General features: G+C 70.2%; 24 protein-coding genes. 17 read left to right on the forward strand and 7 right to left on the reverse strand.

Going from position 1 to position 20,861, the window contains the following annotated elements; all coding sequences use genetic code 11:
- Positions 1-9 precede the first annotated feature (9 nt).
- The 8 genes from AB0O76_RS08375 (at position 10) to AB0O76_RS08410 (ending at position 6,198) form a co-directional block, all read left to right on the forward strand.
- Positions 10-1,080: a family 2 encapsulin nanocompartment cargo protein polyprenyl transferase gene (locus AB0O76_RS08375; RefSeq protein WP_365487097.1), complete on the forward strand. Its 1,071-nt coding sequence runs from the start codon at positions 10-12 to the stop codon at positions 1,078-1,080.
- A gap of 230 nt (positions 1,081-1,310) precedes the next feature.
- Entirely contained in the window at positions 1,311-1,937 is a 627-nt protein-coding gene (locus AB0O76_RS08380; RefSeq protein WP_365486725.1) for a GNAT family N-acetyltransferase, read from the forward strand.
- 171 nt (positions 1,938-2,108) lie between these two features.
- The gene (locus tag AB0O76_RS08385; protein WP_365486727.1) at positions 2,109-2,855 is read left to right on the forward strand and encodes a GAF and ANTAR domain-containing protein; all 747 of its coding nucleotides are present in this window, start codon (positions 2,109-2,111) and stop codon (positions 2,853-2,855) included.
- Between the two features lie 65 nt (positions 2,856-2,920).
- Positions 2,921-3,163: a hypothetical protein gene (locus AB0O76_RS08390; RefSeq protein WP_365486728.1), complete on the forward strand. Its 243-nt coding sequence runs from the start codon at positions 2,921-2,923 to the stop codon at positions 3,161-3,163.
- Between the two features lie 149 nt (positions 3,164-3,312).
- Entirely contained in the window at positions 3,313-4,239 is a 927-nt protein-coding gene (locus AB0O76_RS08395) for a hypothetical protein (RefSeq protein ID WP_365486730.1), read from the forward strand.
- A 22-nt stretch (positions 4,240-4,261) separates the two neighbouring features.
- Positions 4,262-4,786 carry a hypothetical protein gene (locus AB0O76_RS08400; RefSeq protein ID WP_365486732.1) on the forward strand — a complete coding sequence of 175 codons (525 nt, stop codon included), beginning with the start codon at positions 4,262-4,264 and terminating at the stop codon, positions 4,784-4,786.
- The gene (locus AB0O76_RS08405) at positions 4,783-5,298 is read left to right on the forward strand and encodes a GNAT family N-acetyltransferase (protein ID WP_365486734.1); all 516 of its coding nucleotides are present in this window, start codon (positions 4,783-4,785) and stop codon (positions 5,296-5,298) included. Before AB0O76_RS08400 ends, AB0O76_RS08405 begins: the two co-directional genes overlap by 4 nt.
- Positions 5,299-5,301: 3 nt before the next feature.
- Positions 5,302-6,198, forward strand: a complete 897-nt coding sequence (locus AB0O76_RS08410) for a sigma-70 family RNA polymerase sigma factor (RefSeq protein WP_365486736.1) — start codon at positions 5,302-5,304, stop codon at positions 6,196-6,198.
- Here the strand turns inward: AB0O76_RS08410 and AB0O76_RS08415 are convergent.
- The gene (locus AB0O76_RS08415) at positions 6,188-8,215 is read right to left on the reverse strand and encodes a translation factor GTPase family protein (protein ID WP_365486738.1); all 2,028 of its coding nucleotides are present in this window, start codon (positions 8,213-8,215) and stop codon (positions 6,188-6,190) included. The genes AB0O76_RS08410 and AB0O76_RS08415 overlap by 11 nt on opposite strands.
- A 177-nt stretch (positions 8,216-8,392) precedes the next feature.
- On the opposite strand from AB0O76_RS08415, the gene AB0O76_RS08420 reads away from it, so the two are divergent.
- Positions 8,393-9,049, forward strand: a complete 657-nt coding sequence (locus AB0O76_RS08420; protein ID WP_365486740.1) for a LysE family translocator — start codon at positions 8,393-8,395, stop codon at positions 9,047-9,049.
- A 4-nt stretch (positions 9,050-9,053) separates the two neighbouring features.
- Here the strand turns inward: AB0O76_RS08420 and AB0O76_RS08425 are convergent, their stop codons facing one another.
- The gene (locus tag AB0O76_RS08425) at positions 9,054-10,043 is read right to left on the reverse strand and encodes an alpha/beta fold hydrolase (protein ID WP_365486742.1); all 990 of its coding nucleotides are present in this window, start codon (positions 10,041-10,043) and stop codon (positions 9,054-9,056) included.
- Between the two features lie 270 nt (positions 10,044-10,313).
- On the opposite strand from AB0O76_RS08425, the gene AB0O76_RS08430 reads away from it, so the two are divergent.
- Both AB0O76_RS08430 and AB0O76_RS08435 read left to right on the forward strand, forming a co-directional pair.
- Positions 10,314-11,564: a helix-turn-helix domain-containing protein gene (locus tag AB0O76_RS08430; protein WP_365486744.1), complete on the forward strand. Its 1,251-nt coding sequence runs from the start codon at positions 10,314-10,316 to the stop codon at positions 11,562-11,564.
- A gap of 14 nt (positions 11,565-11,578) precedes the next feature.
- Positions 11,579-11,860 (forward strand): hypothetical protein, encoded by a 282-nt coding sequence (locus tag AB0O76_RS08435; RefSeq protein ID WP_365486746.1) that lies wholly within the window; start codon positions 11,579-11,581, stop codon positions 11,858-11,860.
- Positions 11,861-11,935: 75 nt separating this feature from the next.
- Here AB0O76_RS08435 and sodN read toward each other — a convergent pair whose 3' ends face one another.
- Entirely contained in the window at positions 11,936-12,331 is a 396-nt protein-coding gene (sodN, locus tag AB0O76_RS08440) for a superoxide dismutase, Ni (RefSeq protein ID WP_360767449.1), read from the reverse strand.
- A gap of 145 nt (positions 12,332-12,476) precedes the next feature.
- Between sodN and sodX the strand changes: the two genes are divergently transcribed.
- Positions 12,477-12,917, forward strand: coding sequence for a nickel-type superoxide dismutase maturation protease (sodX, locus tag AB0O76_RS08445; RefSeq protein ID WP_365487099.1), 441 nt, complete (start codon positions 12,477-12,479; stop codon positions 12,915-12,917).
- Here the strand turns inward: sodX and AB0O76_RS08450 are convergent.
- The gene (locus AB0O76_RS08450; RefSeq protein WP_266870684.1) at positions 12,821-13,450 is read right to left on the reverse strand and encodes a CGNR zinc finger domain-containing protein; all 630 of its coding nucleotides are present in this window, start codon (positions 13,448-13,450) and stop codon (positions 12,821-12,823) included. The genes sodX and AB0O76_RS08450 overlap by 97 nt on opposite strands.
- 103 nt (positions 13,451-13,553) lie before the next feature.
- On the opposite strand from AB0O76_RS08450, the gene AB0O76_RS08455 reads away from it, so the two are divergent.
- Positions 13,554-14,315: a class I SAM-dependent methyltransferase gene (locus AB0O76_RS08455; RefSeq protein WP_365486748.1), complete on the forward strand. Its 762-nt coding sequence runs from the start codon at positions 13,554-13,556 to the stop codon at positions 14,313-14,315.
- Between the two features lie 60 nt (positions 14,316-14,375).
- On the opposite strand, the gene AB0O76_RS08460 is transcribed toward AB0O76_RS08455, so the two are convergent.
- The 3 genes from AB0O76_RS08460 to AB0O76_RS08470 are packed head-to-tail and all read right to left on the reverse strand — an operon-like array spanning position 14,376 to position 17,066.
- Complete coding sequence (locus AB0O76_RS08460; protein ID WP_365486750.1) at positions 14,376-15,137, reverse strand: amino acid ABC transporter ATP-binding protein; 762 nt, start codon at positions 15,135-15,137, stop codon at positions 14,376-14,378.
- The gene (locus AB0O76_RS08465; RefSeq protein WP_365486752.1) at positions 15,134-16,072 is read right to left on the reverse strand and encodes an amino acid ABC transporter permease; all 939 of its coding nucleotides are present in this window, start codon (positions 16,070-16,072) and stop codon (positions 15,134-15,136) included. The genes AB0O76_RS08460 and AB0O76_RS08465 overlap by 4 nt, the downstream gene beginning before the upstream one ends.
- Positions 16,073-16,109: 37 nt before the next feature.
- Positions 16,110-17,066: an ABC transporter substrate-binding protein gene (locus tag AB0O76_RS08470; protein ID WP_365486754.1), complete on the reverse strand. Its 957-nt coding sequence runs from the start codon at positions 17,064-17,066 to the stop codon at positions 16,110-16,112.
- Positions 17,067-17,643: 577 nt separating this feature from the next.
- Here AB0O76_RS08470 and AB0O76_RS08475 point away from each other — a divergent pair.
- The 4 genes from AB0O76_RS08475 to AB0O76_RS08490 all read left to right on the forward strand — a co-directional run bounded on the left by AB0O76_RS08475 (position 17,644) and on the right by AB0O76_RS08490 (position 20,852).
- Positions 17,644-18,858 (forward strand): NADP-dependent malic enzyme, encoded by a 1,215-nt coding sequence (locus AB0O76_RS08475; RefSeq protein ID WP_365486756.1) that lies wholly within the window; start codon positions 17,644-17,646, stop codon positions 18,856-18,858.
- 122 nt (positions 18,859-18,980) lie between these two features.
- The gene (locus AB0O76_RS08480) at positions 18,981-19,943 is read left to right on the forward strand and encodes a zinc-binding dehydrogenase (protein ID WP_365486758.1); all 963 of its coding nucleotides are present in this window, start codon (positions 18,981-18,983) and stop codon (positions 19,941-19,943) included.
- Between the two features lie 91 nt (positions 19,944-20,034).
- Positions 20,035-20,244, forward strand: a complete 210-nt coding sequence (locus tag AB0O76_RS08485; protein WP_266870691.1) for a helix-turn-helix domain-containing protein — start codon at positions 20,035-20,037, stop codon at positions 20,242-20,244.
- Entirely contained in the window at positions 20,244-20,852 is a 609-nt protein-coding gene (locus AB0O76_RS08490) for a Clp protease N-terminal domain-containing protein (protein ID WP_365486759.1), read from the forward strand. The genes AB0O76_RS08485 and AB0O76_RS08490 overlap by 1 nt, the downstream gene beginning before the upstream one ends.
- The last annotated feature ends 9 nt before the right edge of the window (positions 20,853-20,861 follow it).

Below are 20,861 nucleotides of genomic sequence, written 5' to 3' on the forward strand. Positions count from 1 at the left end.
ATGACGGAGATGGTGCAGGTCACGGCCGATGCGTACGGCATTCAGGAAGGGCCCGACGGGAGCGCGGGGCAGGAAGCGGCGGAGATCCTCGCGGCGGCGCGGCTGTGCGTCGACCCGGAGCTGCGCCGGGCCGTCGACTCGCTGCCCGGATCGATGCGCCGTGTCGCCCTCTACCACTTCGGGTGGGAGCACGCGGACGGCACACCGGCCGCGGGGCACGCGGGCAAGGCCATCAGGCCGGCGCTCGTGCTCGCCGCGGTGCGGGCGCTCGGCGGGGAGCCCGCGATGGCCGTCCGGGCCGCCGCGGCCGTGGAGTTGACCCACAACTTCACGCTGCTGCACGACGACGTCATGGACCGCGACACCACCCGCAGGCACCGGCCCACCGCCTGGACCGTGTTCGGCGAGGCCGACGCGATCCTGGCCGGTGACGCCCTGCAGGCGCTGGCGCAGCGGCTGCTCGCCGAGGACCCGCACCCCGCGGCCCCGGCGGCGGCCGCCCGCCTCGCCTCCTGCGTGGTGGAGCTCTGCGCGGGCCAGCACGCGGACTGCGCCCTTGAGCGCCGGGGCCCCGACGAGGTCACGCTCGACGAGTGCCTCGCCATGGCCGAGGCCAAGACGGGGGCGCTGCTGGGGTGCGCCTGTGCACTGGGGGCGTCGTACGCGGGCGCGGGGCGCGCCGAGGTGGATGCGCTCGACGGGTTCGGCCGCGAGGCCGGGCTCGCCTTCCAGCTCATCGACGACGTGATCGGCATCTGGGGCGACCCGGGCCGCACCGGCAAGCCGGCCGGTGCGGACCTCGCCGCCCGCAAGAAGTCCCTGCCGGTGGTCGCCGCGCTGGCCTCCGGCGCCCCGGCCGCCGCCGAGCTGGCCGAGCTGTACGGGCAGCGGCCCCGCGACGGCGACCTGGACCGCATGGCCCGCGCCGTCGAGGCGGCGGGCGGCAGGGACTGGGCGCTGCTGCACGCGGCGGACCGGATGTCCCGGGCGATCAACCAGCTCGCCGGAGCGGTGCCGGTCCCGGAGGCGGCGGGCGGCCTGCTGGCCCTCGCGGAGTTCGTGACACGGCGTACGCATTGAAAGCAGCGCACGCACAGGACGTACCGAGAGGAGATCCAGGAGGCACACGAGCGACGGGCGACAAGCGAGCCAGTAGGGCCCCGCACTCCGCCGATATCCGGACAGGGTGCGGGGCCCGGCCATGTGCGGGGGCACGATCACTTAGGCTGCAACCGGTGGCGCGGGACACGCAGTTGAGCGTGGCAGGGCGGGCGTGGCCGATGTGCACTCGAGGGGTTAAGGGGCGGGCCGTGGGAGTAGCGATCCGGAGAGCCGGCGAGGGCGACAGGGCGGATGTGGTCCGGTTGCTCGACGCGGCGTTCCAGGACGATCCGGTGAGCGGCTGGGTCTTTCCCGACCGGGAGTACCGCCGCGAGCGGCACGGCGCCCTGATGGCCGCCTTCCTCGACATCGCGCTGAGCGAGGGGTACGTCGACATCACGGAGGACGGCGCGGCCGTCGCCCTGTGGTGGTCCGTCCCCGCGGGCGCACATGAGGAAGGCGAGGACGGGCCTGCGCGGCTCCGCGACGCCGTCGACCCGCGGAACACGCGGATCGAGGTGATCGGCCGGCTGACCGGCGACGCGCACCCCTCCGACCGGGCCCACCAGTATCTGCACATGATCGGCGTGAGCCCGGAGCGGCAGGGCGAAGGGCTCGGTTCCGCGCTGATCAACGACGTACTCGACCGGTGCGACCGCGAAGGGCTGCATGCCTATCTGGAGGCGAGCAACAGCCGCAGCCGTGCGCTGTACACGCGGTTGGGATTCGCTTTCACCGGGAGCGCCATCGATCTGCCGGACGGTCCGCAGCTGTGGCCGATGTGGCGGGAACCGCAGTCGCCCGATTCGGGCCGCGACAGCCGACGATTCGCATAAAGTCGCTACATTGCAGCTGTGTTGTCCGCAGGCGCGACGAAGGGTGTGAATCTCATGTCCTGCGAACTGCTTCACGAGATGCTGGTCGGCACATCCCGCGAGACGAGGGGCACTGCGTCCCGCAACACTTCAAGTACCGCATCCCGCGCACTACTTGTGGCGGAGGCCTTCGTGGAAGTGGCTGACTCCCTGGCCGATGAATTCGACGTCGCCGAGTTCCTGCACAACCTCACCGTGCGCTGTGTGGAACTGCTCGGCGCGGCGGCGGCCGGCGTCATGCTGGCCGAACCCGATGGCCGGTTGCGGCTCGGCGCGGCGTCCAGCGGGCAGCCCTGGGTGCTCGATCTGTTCTCCTTGCAGGAGGCCCAGGGGCCGAGCCCGGACTGCTGCCGGTCGGGCGCGGCACACACGAACATCGCCCTCGGCGGCCGGGAGGCGTCCGTCGTCTGGCCGGAGTTCGCCCGGAACGCGCAGGCGGCCGGATTCTCGACGGCGCATGTGCTGCCCCTGCGGCTGCGGGGCGAGGTCCTCGGCGCGCTGAACCTCTTCCATGGGCGGGGTGATGTGCTGGGCCCCGACGAGGTGGCGCTCGCGCAGGCCCTCGCGGACGTCGCCACGATCGCCATCGTGCAGCGGCGTTCCCTGGAACAGAGCGAGGCGGAGCGCGGCCAGTTGCAGGCGGCGCTCAGCAGCCGGGTCATCATCGAACAGGCGAAGGGCGTGCTCGCCGAGCGCTGGCAGTGCACGGTCGACGAGGCGTTCAAAGCGCTGCGGGGGCATGCGCGGGCGAATCGGCTGCGGCTTTCGGAGTTGGCGAGCCAGGTGGTGAACGGGGAATTTGACACGGACGGAATCCGTCCGGGCGGGCCCCGAAAGGACGGACCCGAAAGGACGGACCCGAAAGGACGCCGGGAATGAAGAGCGGCCGAAGCCGCTGAACGGCTGGACTATCCGCACCGCCCACACCGCCATATCCTGGACGTATGGGCAAGGATGGGAGCCGGTCCCGCGCCCGCCGGCAGGACGAGCCGGTGTGCCCGTCCTGCGGACGGCCCGTGGACACGGTCATCAAGCGGCGGAAGGTGCTCGGGGCGTTCGTCCCCGTGTGGGGCCCCGGCCCGTGCCACAACCCGCAGTGCGAGGCGTGCGTCGACGAAGTCGCGCAGCAGCAGGAGCAGCAGCCGCCGCCCGCGGACGCCGCGCCTGCGCGGTCCGACGAGACGTAGGCGCCGCCACGGCTGACACGTACGACCGGCCATGAGCGCCGTGCCGTACGGACTGAGAGACACAGAAGAATTTGCCGTGCTTCCACGCTGCCCGGGCCGCCCGGGCTAGGTTCGTCGCGTCAGAGTGTCGCCAGGGGAGGGACGGATCGATGAGGCTGCGGGGCGTGACCGGCTGCGCTGTTGCGGGGCTGATGGTGGTGGGACTCGCGGGGTGCGGGTCCGATTCCTCCGGGGCGGGTGCGCAGGACACGCCCGGCGTGCCGACGGTGAAGGATGAGAAGGATCTTCCCGAACTGCCGCTGGACCGCTATGAGTTCAGTCTGCGGGACAACGAGCGGCACACGGAGGCGCAGGCCCGTCTCACACAGCGGTGCATGCGGGACCTCGGCTTCGACGACTTCCCGCTGTATCCGAAGCAGGCGAAGGGCATGCCGTCGGTGACGCTGACCGCCGTGGGGGTCGCGTCGTACCCGTACGGGCCGCTCGATCTCGACGCCGCCCGGCGCTGGGGCTACGGCTACGACCCGAAGAGGTCCGGGGCCGCCGCGGGACGGCCCGAGGGCCGTGCCATGACGGACGAGGAACACGAAGTGCTGTACGGGCTGCGCGGCAAGACCTCCGGAAGCGGTGGTTGCTCCGGTGCGGGCACCAAGCGCCTCACGGCGGGCGTGTCGGACGAGGCGCGCATGTGGACGTACACGTCGGAGCGGAGCCGGCGCCTGGACAAGGCGGCCGCCAAGGACGAGCGGGTGCGCGAGGCGCTCGGCACGTGGTCGCGGTGCATGGCCGACAAGGGCGTCAAGCGCTACAGGACGCCGGGCGCCGCCTTCGGCGACAAGGCCTGGGGCCGCAAGGGCCGCAGCGACGGCAACACCACGCGTACGCGCGGGGAGCTGGCTACGGCGGTGGCCGACGTCGAGTGCAAGCGGGAGCACAACACGGCCGGCGCGTGGTGGGCCGTGCGCAAGGAGAAGCAGCGCGCCGACGTCGCCCGCCACAAGGACGCGTACGAGGCGGTCCGCGCGGACCAGGACCGGGTGCGGGGCAACGTGCGACGGATCCTCGGCGAGAAGTAGCGGACAGCTGCATCATGGGGGCATGGACATGACCGAGCTTGACGACCTGCCGTCCGCCGTCGACGTGGAACGGCTCCTCGCGCTCGCCGACGGCCATCACCCGCGCACCGCAAGGGCGTTGGGTGTCCGCGAGGCCGGCGGGCACCTCGTGAAGGTGTACGCCGTCGAGGCGCCGGGACGGAACGTGACCGGGCGGGACGAGACGGCGGCGCTGCGGATCGCCGGCGCGCACCTCGGCCTGGGCGGGGCCCGCGGATCGGCCGGACTCGCCGTGCTGATCGTGCACTTGGGCGGTGACGGCGACTACGTCCTCGTACAGAGCTGGATCGAGGGATACATGTCGGACCTCGCAGTCTTCGTCGGGCCCGCGGGGGAGCCGGACCAACTCCGGCCGGGGCGAGCCGGGTTGGCGCCCTGCGTGTGGGAGGCCGCCGTGCTCACGCACGAGCGCGACGCGTACGTCCGGTGCGTGCTCGACGGTGGCGGGACCCTGCCGGAGCGGCTCACCGCCTGGGGCAAGGACGTCATCGAGGGGGACCTGCGATGACGGACGGAACGCCTCGCGTACGCCACGCAAAGGACGGCACGCCTCGCGTACGCCATGCACGCCCCGCGGACCTGCCCCGCATCGCCCAACTCGCCGCCGAGCATGCCGTGTACGAGAAGGCCCCGCCGCTCGCCCCGGGCCTCGCCGGGCGCCTGGACGCGCTGCTCTTCGGGACGCCCGCGCCGCGCCTGCGCTGCCTCGTGGCCGAGCTGCCGGACGGCGAGGTCGTCGGCTACGCCACCTGCGCGCCGGAGATCTCCACCTGGGACGGCGCCGAGTACCTCCACATGGACTGCCTCTTCCTGCGCGACGGCCACCGCGGCCTCGGCCTCGGCGCGCTCCTGACGGACGCGGTGACCGCCCAGGCCCGTGCCCTCGGGCTCACCGAGGTCCAATGGCAGACGCCCGTGTGGAACGAGGGCGCGATCCGCTTCTACGACCGGCTCGGCGCGGCCGGTGCCGAGAAGCGCCGCTACACCCTCTCCGTGCCGGATCGCGACGAGGGAATGTGACGGATGGATCAGAACGACGCTCTGGCGGCCCGCTTCGAGGAGCACCGGCCGCATCTGAAGGCCGTCGCCTATCGCATGCTCGGCTCGCTCAGCGAGTCGGATGACGCCGTCCAGGAGTCCTGGATCCGGCTCAGCCGCTCGGACGCCGGGGAGATCGCGAACCTCGGGGGCTGGCTGACGACCGTCGTCGGCCGGATCTGCCTCGACATGCTGCGTACGCGACAGTCACGGCGCGAGGAGTCCCTTGCGCTCTCCCAGGACACCCACGTGCCCGACCCGGTGGTCAGCTGGGGCGAGGTCGTCGACCCCGAGCAGGAGGTGCTGCTCGCCGATTCGGTCGGCCTCGCCCTGCTCGTCGTACTCGAAACACTCGCGCCCGCCGAGCGCCTCGCCTTCGTGCTGCACGACATGTTCGCCGTGCCCTTCGACGAGGTCGCCCCCATCGTCGAGCGCACCCCGGCCGCGACCCGGCAGCTGGCCAGCCGCGCCCGCCGCCGCGTCCAGGGCTCGGCTCCCACGCCCGACAACGACCCCGTGCGGCAGCGCGAGGTCGTCGGCGCCTTCCTCGCGGCCGCGCGGGGCGGCGACTTCGACGCGCTGCTCGAACTGCTCGACCCGGACGTCGTGTTGCGCGCCGACACCGGCGAACTGGCCTCCGGGCTCTCGAAGCTGGTGCGCGGCGCGACGGTGGTCGCCGGGCAGGCCTCGATGTTCTCGAAGGGTGCGCCGCCGACCGCGTTCGCGTTCATCAACGGTCGGCTCGGCGTGGTCGGCGTGCCGGACGGCGAGGTCGTCTCCGTCATGGAGTTCACCATCACGGACGGGAAGATCGTCGAGCTCAACATCCTCGTCGACGCCGACCGCGTACGGGCGCTCGGCCTGCCGCGGTTCACCGCCTGACGCCGGCCACCTCCCGCAGGTACTCCTTGCGGCAGAGCGGATTCCGGTCGGTCCGCCGCCGGGCCGGGGGCTCGCCCCTGACCGGCTGGTACCGCTCGAAGGCCGACTCCAGCTCGCCCTCGCCGCGTGTCAGCGAGGGCAGCAGCTGCTCAAGATCGTGCACGCGGGCGGCCGGGATCTCTCCCTCGACCAGATACGAGGATCCCTGCGCCGTCTGCGTGTGCGGGACCGCCCGCAGCCGCGAGAGCACCGGCAGGAGCTGCCCGAACAGGTCTTCGGGCACGGTGAGTTGGAACCGGTGCAGCGGCTCGTGCACCTGGGTGCCCGCCCGCTGGAGCGCGCTCAGCAGGATCAGCGGGGTCAGCTGCCGGAAGTCACCGGCCGTGCTCGACATGCTCTTGTCGAACGTGCCGTGCGCGTGGCTCTGCCGCGGCCAGTACCCGGAGTGCGTCATGGTGACCACGCAGTCGCCGACCTCCCAGCCGTACACGCCCTGCAGCAGCGTCTCGTGCACGGTCTCCTCGACGGCGCGGAAGAACGCGTACGGCATCGAACCGAGCTCGACCTCCAGGCGGAACCGGACGCCGGAACCGGGCGGACCGGGTTCCACGCGCAGCCCGACCGTCGCCAGGAACGGGTTGTCGCCCTTGTCGATGATCTCGTGGGCGCCGCCGCTGCCGGTCACCCGCTCCACGCAGATGGTCGTCGTCTCGCGGAACTCGACCTCAAGTCCGTACTCCTCGGCGAGCGTCGCCTCGATGACCTCCTTCTGGACCTCGCCGTAGAGCGACACGTACACCTCCTGCCGGACGTCGTCCTGGCGCAGGTCGATCAGCGGGTCCTGCTCGGCGAGCTGGGCGAGCGCGAGGTGCAGCGCGCCCTTGTCGCGGGCCCGGGCGGGCACGACGACGGTCTCCAGGGTCGGCGGCGAGAAGTGGTGCGGAGCGGTCCCGCCGGTGCTCGCCCCCGTGCGCGGTACGCCGATGACGTCGCCGATCCGGATGTCGCCGAGCCCCCACAGTTTCCCGATCTGCCCCGCGGCCACGCCGTCGCGCGGCGCGGCCGACCCGCGGTCGAAGACACTGACCGCGGTCACCTTGCCCTCGCGGCCGCCGGTGAACGGCAGCCGGTCGCGGGTGCGCACCGTCCCCGCGAACATCCGTACGTAGGCGATCTTCTCCCCGGCGTCCCAGCGCTCGACCTTGAAGACGGTGCCGGATGCCGGGGCCTGCGGGTCGCCGTCCTGGGTGGGCAGCAACTCCCGGATGCCCGCGATGAGTTCGGGCACGCCCGCGCCGGTGGCCGCGGAGCCGAAGAACACCGGGTGCACCAGGCAGCGGCCGGTCTGCGCGGCCAGTTCGGCGCGGAGCCGCTCGTGGGTGAGGGCCGCCTCTTCGTCGACGTACGCGGAGAGCAGCGCGTCGTCCTGCGCGGCAAGGACGTCGACGAGCCGGTCGGTGAACGCGGGATCGCCGACGGCACGCGGAACCCACTGGGCGTCCCTGGAGCCGGGATCGCGCACCGTCCCCATGGGCACGACGGCCGCTGCGAGGCGCTCGGAGATGCTGCTCAGCAGGGACTCGTGGCGCGCACCACGCCGGTCGATCTTGTTCACGAAGATCAGCGTGGGGATGCGGAGCCTGCGCAGCGTCCGCATCAGCACACGGGTCTGCGCCTGGACGCCCTCCACGGCCGAGACGACGAGCACGGCGCCGTCGAGCACGCTGAGCACCCGCTCCACCTCGGCGATGAAGTCCGGGTGGCCGGGGGTGTCGATGAGATTGACGGTGACGTCGTCGACGGCGAAGGAGACGACGGCGGACTTGATGGTGATGCCGCGCTGTCGCTCCAGGGCCAGCGAATCGGTCTGGGTGTTTCCGTCGTCGACGCGACCGATCTCGTCGATGACACCGGCGGCGTGCAGCAGCCGCTCGGTCAGGCTGGTCTTACCGGCGTCTACGTGCGCCAGGATCCCCAGGTTCAGGGTGTTGGTCGTGCTCGACGAATGCGTATGCACTGAGCGTCATGTCCTCTGGGTCGACGGCGATTCCCTTCTGGCTGGACATGAACGAACGGCGCATTGCGTCTCCTTTGATGGCCCTGGGTGTACGCGGCAAGTGCAGCAGGGGCGGCGGAGGGCGGCAAGCGAATTAATGGGGCGCACGGCGGCGGCGTACGTCACTAGGGTCCTCGCATGCTCACCGCCACCCTCGCGTTCGCGGGCGTCGCCGCGATCATCAACATCACACCGGGCCTGGACACGCTGCTCGTCCTGCGGACGTCCGTGGCCCACGGCAGGGACGGCGGGGTCGCCGCCGCGCTCGGCATCCTCACCGGCTGCCTCGCCTGGGGCGTGGCCACGGCGGTCGGCCTGACGGCGCTGCTCACGGCGTCCCGGTTCGCCTACGACGTCCTGCGCATCGCGGGCGCCTGCTACCTGGCGTGGCTGGGCGTCTCGGCGCTGTGGCGGGCTCGGCGGAGGGGGCAGGCGCGGCAGGCGGAGCAGGCGAGGCGGCTGGAGGAGCCCGTGGCCGCCTCGCCCCGCAGCCGCCGGGCCGCCTTCCGCGCGGGGCTCGCCACGAACCTGCTCAACCCCAAGGCCGGGATCTTCTACATGAGTCTGATCCCGCAGTTCATCCCGGCCGGCGCACCCGTCTTCAGTACGACACTGCTGTTCACCGCGGTCGACCTCGTCGAACTCGCGCTCTGGTACTGGGTCGTCTCCTACGCCGCGTCGACGCTCGGCGACCGCATCAGGCGCCCCACCTTCCGGCGCCGCCTGGAACAGTTCAGCGGTGTGGCCTTCCTCGGCTTCGCCGCGAATCTGGCCCTGGCCGACCATCGCGCGTGACGTGTCAGCAGGTGAGCTTCTGCGCGTGGGCCGGGTCGAGGGCGTTCAGGACGAAGCGCATCGCCGTCTGGTTGTAGCTGAGGCCGATGTGTTCGGTCAGGTCCAGGGGGCAGTGGTCCTGGAGCTTGCTCTGGGTGACGTTGTCCGCCTTCGCCAGGTAGGACGAGGTGTAGGGGGTGACCACCCAGTCCGTCCTGGTCGCGAGCACCGAGTAGGCGACGGCCGGGTCCGTCTCACCGCCCTCGTTGAGTGCCGTGACGAAGTCGGAGCCGGTCATCTGCTGCCTGCACGCGGGGCAGGCCGCGCCGGTGAGGTCCTCGGCGCCCGGTATGGCCTTGGCCAGTGTGGCGAGGCCGGAGAGCGTCGTGCCGTGATTGTTGGGGGCGAGCGCGACCAGCTTGTCGACCTTCGCGGCGCCGCCCAGTTTCTTGATGTAGTGGCGCGGCACCATGCCGCCCTGGGAGTGGCCGACCAGATCGACGCGGGAGGACCCGGTCCGCTCACGGACCTTGTCGACGAACGCCGAGAGCTGTCCGGCGGACGCGGCCATGTCGCCGATGCCCTGGAGGAGTTGGCCCTCCTTGCCGCCGTAGTTGAGCGCGTAGACGCAGTAGCCCGCGTCCTTGAGCTTCGGGGCGAGGGCGGCCCAGTTCATATAGCGGTTCTCGAAGGTGCCGTGCACCAGGACGACCGGCCTGGGGTGTTCGGTGCTCGGCCGGCACGCCCAGTCGTTCGCACCGGTCGGCACGGCCGCCGGGTGGGCGAGCGCGTACGCGGTCGCTGCGGCGAAGGTCTTCTGCGGCGGGCCGACCTGCTCTTCGGCTGCGGGCGCCGCCGGTGTCGCGGTGGCCTGGTGCGTCACGATGCCGAACGCGCCGAGGCTGACGGCGGCGGCGATCCCGGACACCGCGGCGACGAGGCGGCGGCGTGATGAACGGCCCCTGTGCTTGGGGGAGTTGTGGGTGCTGCGGGAGGTGCGGGTACTGACGGACATGCGGCTCTCACCCTTCACTTCCGTACGGGTCGGGCTCGGTGTTACCGGCGCGTATCGCCGGGCGGCACACGCTGGTTCAGCCGCCGGGCGCGCGCCACGGGCCGGGCCGCGGGGCGCCGAAATCCTGAACGCGCGTGACACTTCCGCGCCCCGGCCACTCACGCCCGTGAGCCCTCGGGAGGCCCGTACGTCACGGGACTGGACCCCGGCGTCCGCCTCCCCACAGACTTACTGCTCGGTAACCGCCGGGTGCCGGGGGAGGGATGGGCTGTGCAGAGCATCGTGGGTACGTTCTCCCGCCGGCCGTGGCACGAGATCCCCGAGGTCTTCGCCGATGTGCTGCGGCCGCGCATCGAGGAGATCGCCGCGGAGATGCTCATGGCGATCCGCCGTGACGTGCGCGTCTACCAGCAGCCGACCGGATCCGCCGTGGGCCGGGACGTGACGGCCGCGGTGCACCGCGCCATGCGCCAGTTCGTGGAGCTCGTCGACGACCCGGAAGGACCGCAGGGCGACCATGAGCTCTTCTTCCAGCGCCTCGGCAGGCTCGAGTTCCTCAACGGCCGCGGCACGGACGGGATCCAGGCCGCCTACCGCACCGGCGCCCGTGTCGCCTGCCGCCGGTACGTCGCGCTCGCGCAGGAGGCCGCCCTGCCTCCGGAGGCCGGTATCGCGGTCACCGAGGCCGTGCTCGTGCACACCGCCGCGATGTCCGACCTCGCGGTACGCGGTCATGCGGCGGCCCGGGCCCGCGCCACAGGACCGACCCAGCGCAGCCGCAGGGCGCTGGCCGCGCAGCTCCTGGAGCAGTCGGCGCAGCCCCGCGGCGAATCGCTCACCACCCTTGCCGAGCAGGCGAGTTGGCGGCTGCCCGAAGCGGTGGCCTGTCTGGTGATGCGGCAGGCGGGCGGTGGCGGGCAGGTGCTCGCCGCCGGTCTCGACGAGGACGTACTGATCCTGCCGAGGGGTGGTGAACTGCTCCTGGTCGTACCCGATCCGGAGGAAGGCGGCCGCGTGGACCGGCTGCGGGCGGCGGTACGCGATCACGCGGCGGCCATCGGCCCCACGGTCGCGCTCGGCGACGCCTGGCTCTCCTCGCACTGCGCGCGGCTCGCCCTCAAGCACCGCCGCAGGCTCGACGCCCCCAGGGGCGAACTGCTCGCTGCCGCCGACCACCTGCTCGACGTACAGCTGCTGTCCGGCGCTCCCATCGGGCGGCTGATGGCGGACCGCGTCACCGACGTGCTGCGGGGCCTGCCACCGGGGAAGGCCGCCCGGCTCGCCCAGACGCTGGAGGCGCTCCTCGCGTCCTGGGGCCGCACGGCCCCCGAGGTCGCCGACGCCCTGGGCATCCACCCGCAGACCGTACGCGGCAGGCTCCGCCAGCTGGACGACCTCTTCGGTGCACAGCTCACCGACGCAACGTTCCGTACCGGCGCGCTGCTCGCGCTGCGCACCCGTGCGCTGACGGGCGCGGATGCGGGGCCGGGCAAGCGGCGGGATCCTGAAAGGGAGGAGTGAGTGCCATGAGGGTCATGTTGAGAGCACGTCTGGACACCCAGATCGCGAACGAGGCGGTCAAGAACGGCACACTGCCCAAGCTCATCCAGGAGATGTCGGCACGCATAAAGCCCGAGGCCGCGTACTTCGGCCCCAGCCAGGGCAAGAGGTGCTGCACCTTCGTCTTCGACATGCAGGAGAGCCCGGAGATGCCGGCGATCGCCGAGCCGCTTTTCGAACTGGGCGCGGAGATCGAGATCCACCCGATCATGAACGCCGAGGACCTGGTGAAGGGTCTCGCGGCGGTTCGGAGCTGACGGAACGCCGAGAGCACCCGGCTCCGCGCGGATGCCGGGTGCTCTCGTCTGCGCAAAAAGCGCTGACCGGAGGGGTCAGGCCTTCTTCGTCTCCCAGAAGATCTTGTCGATCTGGGCGATGTAGTCCAGCGCCTTCTGGCCCGTGGCCGGGTCCGCCGAGGCCTTCGCGGCCGAGAGGGCCTTGAGGGTGTCGTTGACCAGCTGGTGCAGCTCCGGGTACTTCTCGAAGTGCGGGGGCTTGAAGTAGTCGCTCCAGAGCACCGAGACGTGGTGCTTGGCGAGCTCTGCGCGCTGCTCCTTGATGACCACGGCGCGCGTCTGGAACTGCACGTCGTCGTTGGCGGCCATCTTGTCCTGGACGGCCTTGACCGACTCCGCCTCGATGCGGGCCTGGGCCGGGTCGTACACGCCGCAGGGCAGGTCGCAGTGGGCGCTGACCTTCACCTTGGGGGCAAACAGGCGGGAAAGCATGTAGCTGTCCTTCCTCGTGATCGTCTTCTCAGGTGGGACATTACTCCGTGAGGGACGGGTTTTCGCGAGTGCCCCCATGGGCTTAGGACAAAAGTCCAGGGTCAGACTGGGACTGGTGGAGGATAGGACCGGGGAGGTGCCGGTGATGCCGGAGCTGTCGCAGGAGAGCGAACGGAGAAGGGCCATCGTGCCGTTGGGCGTTGCCGAGGTGACCGGGCCGTCGATGGTGCCCACGCTGTACCACGGTGACCGGCTGATGGTGCAGTGGGGCGCGCGGGTGCGGGCCGGTGACGTCGTGGTTCTTCGCCATCCGTTCCAGCAGGACCTGTTGGTCGTCAAGCGGGCCGCCGAGCGGCGCGACGGCGGCTGGTGGGTGCTCGGGGACAACGCGTTCGCGGGCGGGGACAGCACGGACTACGGCACCGTGCCCGAGGAACTCGTCCTGGGGAAGGTGTGGTTCCGCTACCGCCCGCCCCAGCTCAAGTCCGCTCAGCGTTCCCCGTTCGCGCTGCTGCGCTGGGCCGTGTCGGCCGCGCGGCCGGTGCTGTCGGACCGCTCCGTCTCCAAGCGCTTGCGGGCCCGGTAGGCGGCGACGTTGGCGCGGGTCGCGCAGCGGTCCGAGCAGTAGCGCCGGGAGCGGTTGGTCGATGTGTCGAGGTAGGCGTTGCGGCACGGCGCTGCCTCGCACAGGCCCAGGCGGTCCACGCCGTGCTCGGTGAGGTGGAAGGCGAGGCCCATCGCGGCGATCGCGGCGTACCCCGCGGTCGCGTTCGACGGGTGGTCCGCCAGGTGCATGTGCCACAGCGGGCGGCCGTCGTCGTCCCGGTGGTCGTGGCCGGAGATCTGCGGGCTGACCGGGAACTCCAGGAGCAGCGAGTTCAGCAGGTCCACGGCGAGCGTTTCATCGCCCCCGTCGGCCGCTTCGAAGACCGCCCTGAGCCTGGCCCGCACCGAGCGGAAGCGCGTGACGTCGGAGTCCGTGGCGCGCCGTGCCGCCTGCTGATTGGCGCCGAAGAGCTCGCGGACCGCCTCGACCGACGTCAGCGCGTCCTTGTTGCGACCCGGCTCCTCGCTGTTGACCAGACGTACGGCATAGTCCGAGTAATAGGCCAGTTCCACTTGTAGTCCTTACCGGGGCGGGCTATCTTCGTGAGTGCGTGAGTAACGGCTGCGCGTGCTTCGAGGGTATTACGAGAGCGTATTACGTACTGGAGGGGTTCTGATGACGGAAACCGCGCCCGCGACCGACTGGCGTGCCTGGCAGGACAGCTGGGACCGGCAGCAGGAGTGGTATCTGCCCGACCGCGAGGAGCGGTTCCGGGTCATGCTCGACATGGTCGAGGCCACCGTCGGCCCCGAACCGCGCGTGCTCGACCTCGCGTGCGGTACGGGGAGTATTACGGACCGGCTGCTCAAGAGGTTCCCGAAGGCCGTCAGCACGGGCGTCGACCTCGACCCCGCGCTCCTCGCCATCGCCGAGGGCACCTTCGCCGGGGACGACCGCGTCACCTTCGTCACCGCGGACCTCAAGGACCCGGAGTGGACGGCCCAGCTCCCGTATGACACATACGACGCCGTCCTCACCGCCACGGCCCTGCACTGGCTGCACAGCGAACCCCTCACCACCCTGTACGGCCAGCTCGCGGGCCTCGTCAGGGACGGCGGCGTCTTCCTCAACGCCGACCACATGCCCGACCCGGCGACGCCGCGCCTGAACGCCGCCGACCGGGCCCAGCGGCACGCCCGCATGGACGCCGCCAAGGCCGAGGGCGCCCTGGACTGGAAGGACTGGTGGGACCTGGCCGCCAAGGACCCGGTCCTCGCCGAGCCCACCGCCAAGCGCTTCGAGATCTACGGCGAGCACGCCGACGGCGACACCCCGCCGCCGGAGTGGCACGCACGGACCCTGCGCGATGCGGGCTTCGGGGAGGCACGGACGGTGTGGGCTTCGCCGTCGGATGCGATGGTGTTGGGGCTGAAGTAGCGAGAACACAAAGGGGCGGTACGGATCCAGGATCCGTACCGCCCCTTCCACGTATGCGCGTTACAGCACCTTCGACAGGAACGACTGCGTCCGCTCGTGCTGCGGATTGGTCAGTACGTCGCGCGGGTGACCCGACTCGACCACCACGCCCTCGTCCATGAAGACGAGGCTGTCGCCGACCTCGCGTGCGAAGCCCATCTCGTGCGTGACGACGATCATCGTCATGCCGGACTCGGCGAGGTCGCGCATGACGTCGAGGACGTCACCGACCAGCTCCGGGTCGAGCGCGGATGTCGGCTCGTCGAAGAGCATCAGCTTCGGGTCCATGGCGAGTGCGCGGGCGATCGCCACGCGCTGCTGCTGGCCGCCCGAGAGCTGCGAGGGGTAGTTCTTCGCCTTGTCGGCGAGGCCCACGCGCTCAAGGAGCTGTCCGGCGCGCTCCCGCGCCGCGGCCTTCGTCTCGCCCTTGACCTGGACCGGCGCCTCCATGACGTTCTCGAGGGCCGTCATGTGCGGGAACAGGTTGAAGCGCTGGAAGACCATGCCGATGTCCCGGCGCTTGAGGGCGACTTCGCTGTCCTTGAGCTCGTACAGCTTGTCCCCCTTCTGCCGGTAGCCGACGAGATCGCCGTCGACGTACAGACGACCGGCGTTGATCTTCTCCAGGTGGTTGATGCAGCGCAGGAACGTCGACTTGCCGGAGCCGGAGGGGCCGATGAGGCAGAAGACCTCACCCGACTTGACCTCCAGGTCGATGCCCTTGAGGACCTCGACGCTGCCGAAGGACTTGTGGACGCCTTCGGACTTCACCATCGCGGTCATGCGACGCCTCCCTTCGGGCGGCTCAGCCAGAGCATGTTCGCCTTGATCTTCTGGAACGGTGTGGGCGGCAGGGAACGGGACGAACCGCGCGCGTAGTAACGCTCCAGGTAGAACTGTCCGACGCTGAGGATCGACGTCATGATCAGGTACCAGGCGGCGGCGAGCAGCAGCGTCTCCACCGTCGCGCCGGACGAGGTGCCGATGTCCTGGGCGTATCGCAGCAGTTCGTAGTACTGAACCGCGGCGACCAGGGACGTCGTCTTGAGCATGTTGATGACTTCGTTGCCCGTCGGCGGCACGATCACGCGCATCGCCTGCGGCAGGACGACCCGGCGGAGCGTCTTGCCGTGGCTCATGCCGAGTGCGTGCGAGGCCTCGGTCTGGCCCTCGTCGACCGAGAGCAGACCGGCGCGGCAGATCTCCGACATGTACGCGGCCTCATTGAGGCCCAGGCCGAGCAGCGCCGTCAGGAACGGCGTCATGAACTGCGACCACTCGTCCTTGTAGATCGGACCGAGGTTGATGGTGTCGAAGACGAAGCCGAGGTTGAACCAGACGAACAGCTGGACCAGGACCGGCGTGCCGCGGAAGAACCAGACGTAGAACCAGGCGATCGACGAGGTGACCGGGTTCTTCGACAGGCGCATCACGGAGAGGAGTACGCCACCCACGATGCCGATCAGCATCGACAGGAAGGTCAGGACCAGGGTCTCGCGGACGCCCCTGAGGATGCGCTCGTCGAAGAAGTTGTCGGGGATCGCGTTCCAGCTGATGTCGCCCTGCGCGAACGCGAACACGATCGCGCCGAGAGCGGCGATCGCGAGGATCGCGGCGACGTACCGGCCGAAGTGGCGGACCGGGATGGCCTTGATGGCCTCGGGCGAGGAGGACGGTGGGGTGTCCTCAGGGCCCTTCTTGGTGATGTCGGTGGTCACGTGTGAGTGGCCTTTCAGCGACTGAGAGGGGACGCGGTCACTTGCCGCCGTTGATCTTGGCTTCCTCGACCGCGCCGTCCTCGACGCCCCACTTGGAGATGATCTTGTCGTACTCGCCGTTCTTGATGATCGCGTCGAGCGCTTCCTTGATCGCGTCACGCAGCTCGGGGTTCTTCTTGGAGATCGCGATGCCGTACGGGGCGGCCTCGACCTGCTCGCCGACCAGCTCGAAGTCCTTGCCGCCGCCTGAGGTCTTCACCGCGTACGCGGCGACCGGGAAGTCCGAGGAGCCCGCGTCCGCGCCGCCGGAGCGCAGTCGGGTCTGGGCCTGCTGGTCGTTGTCGAAGGACTCGATGGCGATCTTCTTGCCGGCCTTGCACTTCTTCGACTCGGCCTTGGCCAGGTCGTGCGAGACGGTGCCGCGCTGGACGACGATCTTCTTGCCGCACAGGTCCGCCCAGGTCTTGATGCCCTGGTCGTCGCCCTTCTTGGTGTAGATCGAGACGCCCGCCGTGAAGTAGTCGACGAAGTCGACGCCGGTACCGATCTTCTTGCCGGTCTCCTCGTCGACGCCTTCCTGGCGGTTCTTGGTGTCCGTCATGGCCGACATGGCGATGTCATAGCGCTTGGAGCGCAGACCGCCGAGCAGGGTGTCGAAGGTGCCGTTCTCGAACTGGAACTCCACGCCGAGCTGCTTGCCGAGTGCTACGCCGAGGTCGGGGTCGATGCCGACGGTCTTGCCGGACTTGTCCTTGAACTCGACCGGCGGGTACGCGATGTCGGAGCCGACCTTGATGACACCCGCGTCGCGGATGTTCTCGGGCAGCTTGTCGGCGAGCGGCGCGTCCTTGACCTTCTCGCCGCCGTTGTCCTTGGTCTGGTCTCCGCAGCCGGTCAGCAGCAGCGCGCCGGCGACCGCGATCGCGCCGACCGCTGCCATCCGGGACTTCGCGGACTTCCGAGCGGTCGTACGACAAATGGAGCGTGCGGTCATGAGGGTCCTCCGGCGGATGAGGGAGTTGCCGAGTAGGTCGTGCACACACCTCTTCGGGTGTCGCGACCTCGTGTGATGACGGCATCTTGCCATTCGGACCGTCCGATTCTGGGTGCTCGAGATGTCAAAATCGGATAACGGGTGAACCCCGAACCCCAACGGGCCCGCACATCACGGCCGTACCGGCCGGTAGGCGAATGGCCACTATCTGAGATTCTCCGTGAATCTCGCCATCTGGACCGGCGCAATGCACTATTCGGGAAATCCGGACATGGGCCTGGCGTCCGGTCCTGCTGGGCTTCCTGCCGGGGTCGTGCGGCTCTCTAGCGCTCAGTTGTTGGATCAGTACAAGGACCGCGGTCCTTGTGGGTAACCAATCCCACTCGCCCGTGCCCGGCGCTTTCAGGTAGAAAGGCTCTTTACACCCCTCATCCGGGGCCCAGGGCGCGTGTGCGGCGCGCCCGCGTGTCTGTACCTCCCTCCGCCGACAGGCGGGGAACAGACGCGGTGCCCGCCCACTTCTCAACCAGGAGTGGACACCCTCAACTGATGATTTAAGACTTAAGGGGTAAGACAAGTGGCAGCGGAGATCGTCAATCCTCGCAGCGACAGCAGTACGGGTCACGAAGGCGCTGAAGAGCCCTTCGATCCGGCGTTTGCGCTGCACCGCGGCGGCAAGATGGCCGTGCAGGCCACCGTGCCCGTGCGGGACAAGGACGACCTGTCCCTGGCGTACACGCCCGGCGTCGCGAAAGTGTGCACCGCGATCGCCGAGCAGCCGGAGCTGGTGAACGACTACACATGGAAGTCGAACGTCGTGGCCGTCGTGACCGACGGTACGGCCGTGCTCGGTCTCGGTGACATCGGTCCCGAGGCCTCCCTCCCCGTGATGGAGGGCAAGGCCATTCTTTTCAAGCAGTTCGGTGGCGTCGACGCGGTTCCGATCGCGCTCGCGACGACCGATGCGGACGAGATCGTCGAGACCGTCGTGCGGCTCGCCCCGTCCTTCGGCGGCGTGAACCTCGAGGACATCTCGGCCCCGCGCTGCTTCGAGATCGAGCGCAAGCTCCAGGAGCGGCTCGACATTCCCGTCTTCCACGACGACCAGCACGGCACGGCCGTCGTGACGCTTGCGGCGCTGCGGAACGCGGCGAAGCTGACCGGGCGCACGCTCGGTGATCTGCGTGCCGTGATCTCCGGCGCCGGTGCGGCCGGTGTCGCCATCGCCAAGTTCCTGCTCGAGGCGGGCATCGGCGATGTGGCGGTCGCGGACCGCAAGGGCGTCGTGAGCCGGGACCGGGACGACCTCACCCCGGTCAAGCGGGAGCTCGCGGAGATCACCAACCGGGCCGGCCTCAGCGGTTCGCTCGAGAGCGCGCTCGCGGGTGCCGACGTGTTCATCGGCGTCTCGGGCGGCACCGTTCCGGAGCCCGCGGTGGCCTCCATGGCCGAGAACGCGTTCGTGTTCGCCATGGCCAACCCGAACCCCGAGGTGCATCCGGACATCGCCCACAAGTACGCGGCCGTCGTCGCGACGGGGCGTTCGGACTACCCGAACCAGATCAACAACGTGCTGGCCTTCCCCGGCATCTTCGCCGGTGCGCTGCAGGTCAGGGCCTCGCAGATCACCGAGGGCATGAAGATCGCCGCGGCGAACGCGCTGGCCGATGTCGTCGGCGACGAGCTGTCCGCCGCGTACGTGATTCCCTCGCCGTTCGACGAGCGCGTCGCGCCCGCGGTTACCGCGGCGGTTGCGGCTGCGGCTCGTGCGGAGGGTGTCGCGCGTCGCTGAGCGGTGCGAGTGAAGGTGTGACCGCGCCCCGTTCCGTACGTCCTGCGTACGGAACGGGGCGCGGCGCGTGTCACAGCCGTACCTGGTTACGTATCGGCACGCCCCCGGCCTATCGTCGGCCCATGTTCGCCGCCTACGCCGCCCGCATCGACCGTGACCAGCCGCTCAGTGGCCTTGAGTTGGGGGAGCGTCCCGCCCCCGATCCGCGCCCCGGCTGGTCGACCGTGAACGTCAAAGCCGCTTCCCTCAACCATCACGACCTGTGGTCCCTTCGCGGGGTCGGTCTCGCCGATGACAAGCTGCCGATGATCCTCGGCTGTGACGCCGCCGGGATCGACGAGGACGGCAACGAGGTCGTACTCCACTCCGTCATCGGGCAGACCGGGTACGGGGTCGGGCCCCGCGAGGGCCGCTCGATCCTGACCGAGAAGTATCAGGGGACCTTCGCCGAGCAGGTCTCCGTGCCCACGTGGAACCTGCTGCCGAAGCCGAAGGAACTGTCGTTCGCCGAGGCGGCCTGTCTGCCGACCGCCTGGCTCACCGCGTACCGCATGCTCTTCACCAACGCCGGGGTGCGCCCCGGTGATTCGGTCCTGGTCCAGGGCGCCGGCGGCGGTGTCGCCACCGCCGCGATCGTGCTCGGCAAGGCCGCGGGGCTGCGGGTCTTCGCGACCAGCAGGGACGAGGCCAAGCGGAAGCGGGCCCTGGAGCTGGGCGCGGTGGAGGCCGTCGAGTCCGGTGCGCGGCTGCCACAGCGGGTGGACGCCGTCATCGAGACGGTGGGGGCGGCGACGTGGTCGCACTCGATCAAGTCCCTCAAGCCGGGCGGCACCGTGGTGATCTCCGGTGCGACCAGTGGTGACCGGCCCTCGCATGCCGAGCTGACGCGGGTCTTCTTCCTGGAGCTGAAGATCGTCGGCTCGACCATGGGGTCCAAGGAGGAGCTGGAGGATCTGCTCTCCTTCTGCGCCGCCACGGGCGTACGTCCCGTCATCGACGAGGTGCTGCCGCTGGACCGGGCGCGTGAGGGCTTTGAGCGGATGGAGTCCGGCGATCAGTTCGGGAAGATCGTGCTGGAGGTCTGATCCGCGCCGCCTCCCTCTGACTTCCCCTAGCCTCCCCCTGCCTGTCAACTGTGGTTGACATCAGGTCTCCTGTCAACGTAAGTTGACATGCATGACCGAAGCAACGGATCTCGCCGAGCGTGCGGGTGATCGTGATCCACGAGTCGGGCTGCGAGCCGTCACCGCGCTGCGGAAGCTGGTGGAGCAGCTTGAGGCCGTGCAGGTGCGCAGTGCGCGTCAGCAGGGCTGGTCGTGGCAGGAGATCGCCGCGGAGCTCGGAGTGAGCAGGCAGGCCGTGCACAAGAAGTACGGGAGGCAGTGATGTTCGAGCGGTTCACGAAGGACGCCCGCGCCGTGGTGGAGGGCGCGGTCGAGCACGCCGAGCGGACGGACGCCGACGCCGTCGACGACGGGCACATGCTGCTCGCGCTGCTCGACCGCGAGGCGAGCCGGGCGTCCTTCGCCCTGGCCTCGCTCGGGGCCACGCGCCGCCGGGAGTCGATCGAGCGGGCGCTGGGCGATTCGCGCCGCCGCGGCGGGCTCTCGCAGGCCGATACGGAGGCGCTGGCGGGGCTCGGCGTCGATGTGGCCGAGATCGTCTCGCGGGTCGAAGAGGCCCATGGTGTCGGCGCGTTGGCCGGCGGTGGCAAGGGTGGCAAGGGCGGTAGGGGTGGCAGGGGCAGGCGGGTGTGGGCCGGGCATCGGCCCTTCACCCGCGAGGCCAAGGACACCCTGGTGAAGTCCCTGCGCATCGCCACCGCCCGCCGCGACCGGATCATCGGCGACGAGCACATCCTGCTCGCCCTCACCACCCGCCCCGGCACCGTCGGCGAGGTGCTCGCGGACCATGGGGTGACTCATGAGTCGGTACAGCGGGTGCTTTTCGGGGGCGAGGCCGGTGGGGCTGACGGACCCGGCGGAGCCGTGTAGGGCATCGAT

The organism is Streptomyces sp. NPDC086554, from assembly GCF_040686095.1.
Taxonomy (GTDB): domain Bacteria; phylum Actinomycetota; class Actinomycetes; order Streptomycetales; family Streptomycetaceae; genus Streptomyces.

Excerpts from the sequence above, each read along its gene's own strand:
- AB0O76_RS08455 (WP_365486748.1), top strand. The coding sequence starts at position 13,554 with ATGACGGAAACCGCGCCCGCGACCGACTGGCGTGCCTGGCAGGACAGC.
- AB0O76_RS08400 (WP_365486732.1), top strand. The coding sequence starts at position 4,262 with ATGGACATGACCGAGCTTGACGACCTGCCGTCCGCCGTCGACGTGGAA.
- AB0O76_RS08470 (WP_365486754.1), bottom strand. The coding sequence starts at position 17,066 with ATGACCGCACGCTCCATTTGTCGTACGACCGCTCGGAAGTCCGCGAAG.
- AB0O76_RS08375 (WP_365487097.1), top strand. The coding sequence starts at position 10 with ATGGTGCAGGTCACGGCCGATGCGTACGGCATTCAGGAAGGGCCCGAC.
- AB0O76_RS08485 (WP_266870691.1), top strand. The coding sequence starts at position 20,035 with ATGACCGAAGCAACGGATCTCGCCGAGCGTGCGGGTGATCGTGATCCA.
- AB0O76_RS08425 (WP_365486742.1), bottom strand. The coding sequence starts at position 10,043 with ATGTCCGTCAGTACCCGCACCTCCCGCAGCACCCACAACTCCCCCAAG.
- AB0O76_RS08460 (WP_365486750.1), bottom strand. The coding sequence starts at position 15,137 with ATGACCGCGATGGTGAAGTCCGAAGGCGTCCACAAGTCCTTCGGCAGC.
- AB0O76_RS08395 (WP_365486730.1), top strand. The coding sequence starts at position 3,313 with ATGAGGCTGCGGGGCGTGACCGGCTGCGCTGTTGCGGGGCTGATGGTG.
- AB0O76_RS08390 (WP_365486728.1), top strand. The coding sequence starts at position 2,921 with ATGGGCAAGGATGGGAGCCGGTCCCGCGCCCGCCGGCAGGACGAGCCG.
- sodX (WP_365487099.1), top strand. The coding sequence starts at position 12,477 with ATGCCGGAGCTGTCGCAGGAGAGCGAACGGAGAAGGGCCATCGTGCCG.
- AB0O76_RS08405 (WP_365486734.1), top strand. The coding sequence starts at position 4,783 with ATGACGGACGGAACGCCTCGCGTACGCCACGCAAAGGACGGCACGCCT.
- AB0O76_RS08480 (WP_365486758.1), top strand. The coding sequence starts at position 18,981 with ATGTTCGCCGCCTACGCCGCCCGCATCGACCGTGACCAGCCGCTCAGT.
- AB0O76_RS08420 (WP_365486740.1), top strand. The coding sequence starts at position 8,393 with ATGCTCACCGCCACCCTCGCGTTCGCGGGCGTCGCCGCGATCATCAAC.
- sodN (WP_360767449.1), bottom strand. The coding sequence starts at position 12,331 with ATGCTTTCCCGCCTGTTTGCCCCCAAGGTGAAGGTCAGCGCCCACTGC.
- AB0O76_RS08435 (WP_365486746.1), top strand. The coding sequence starts at position 11,579 with ATGTTGAGAGCACGTCTGGACACCCAGATCGCGAACGAGGCGGTCAAG.
- AB0O76_RS08410 (WP_365486736.1), top strand. The coding sequence starts at position 5,302 with ATGGATCAGAACGACGCTCTGGCGGCCCGCTTCGAGGAGCACCGGCCG.
- AB0O76_RS08490 (WP_365486759.1), top strand. The coding sequence starts at position 20,244 with ATGTTCGAGCGGTTCACGAAGGACGCCCGCGCCGTGGTGGAGGGCGCG.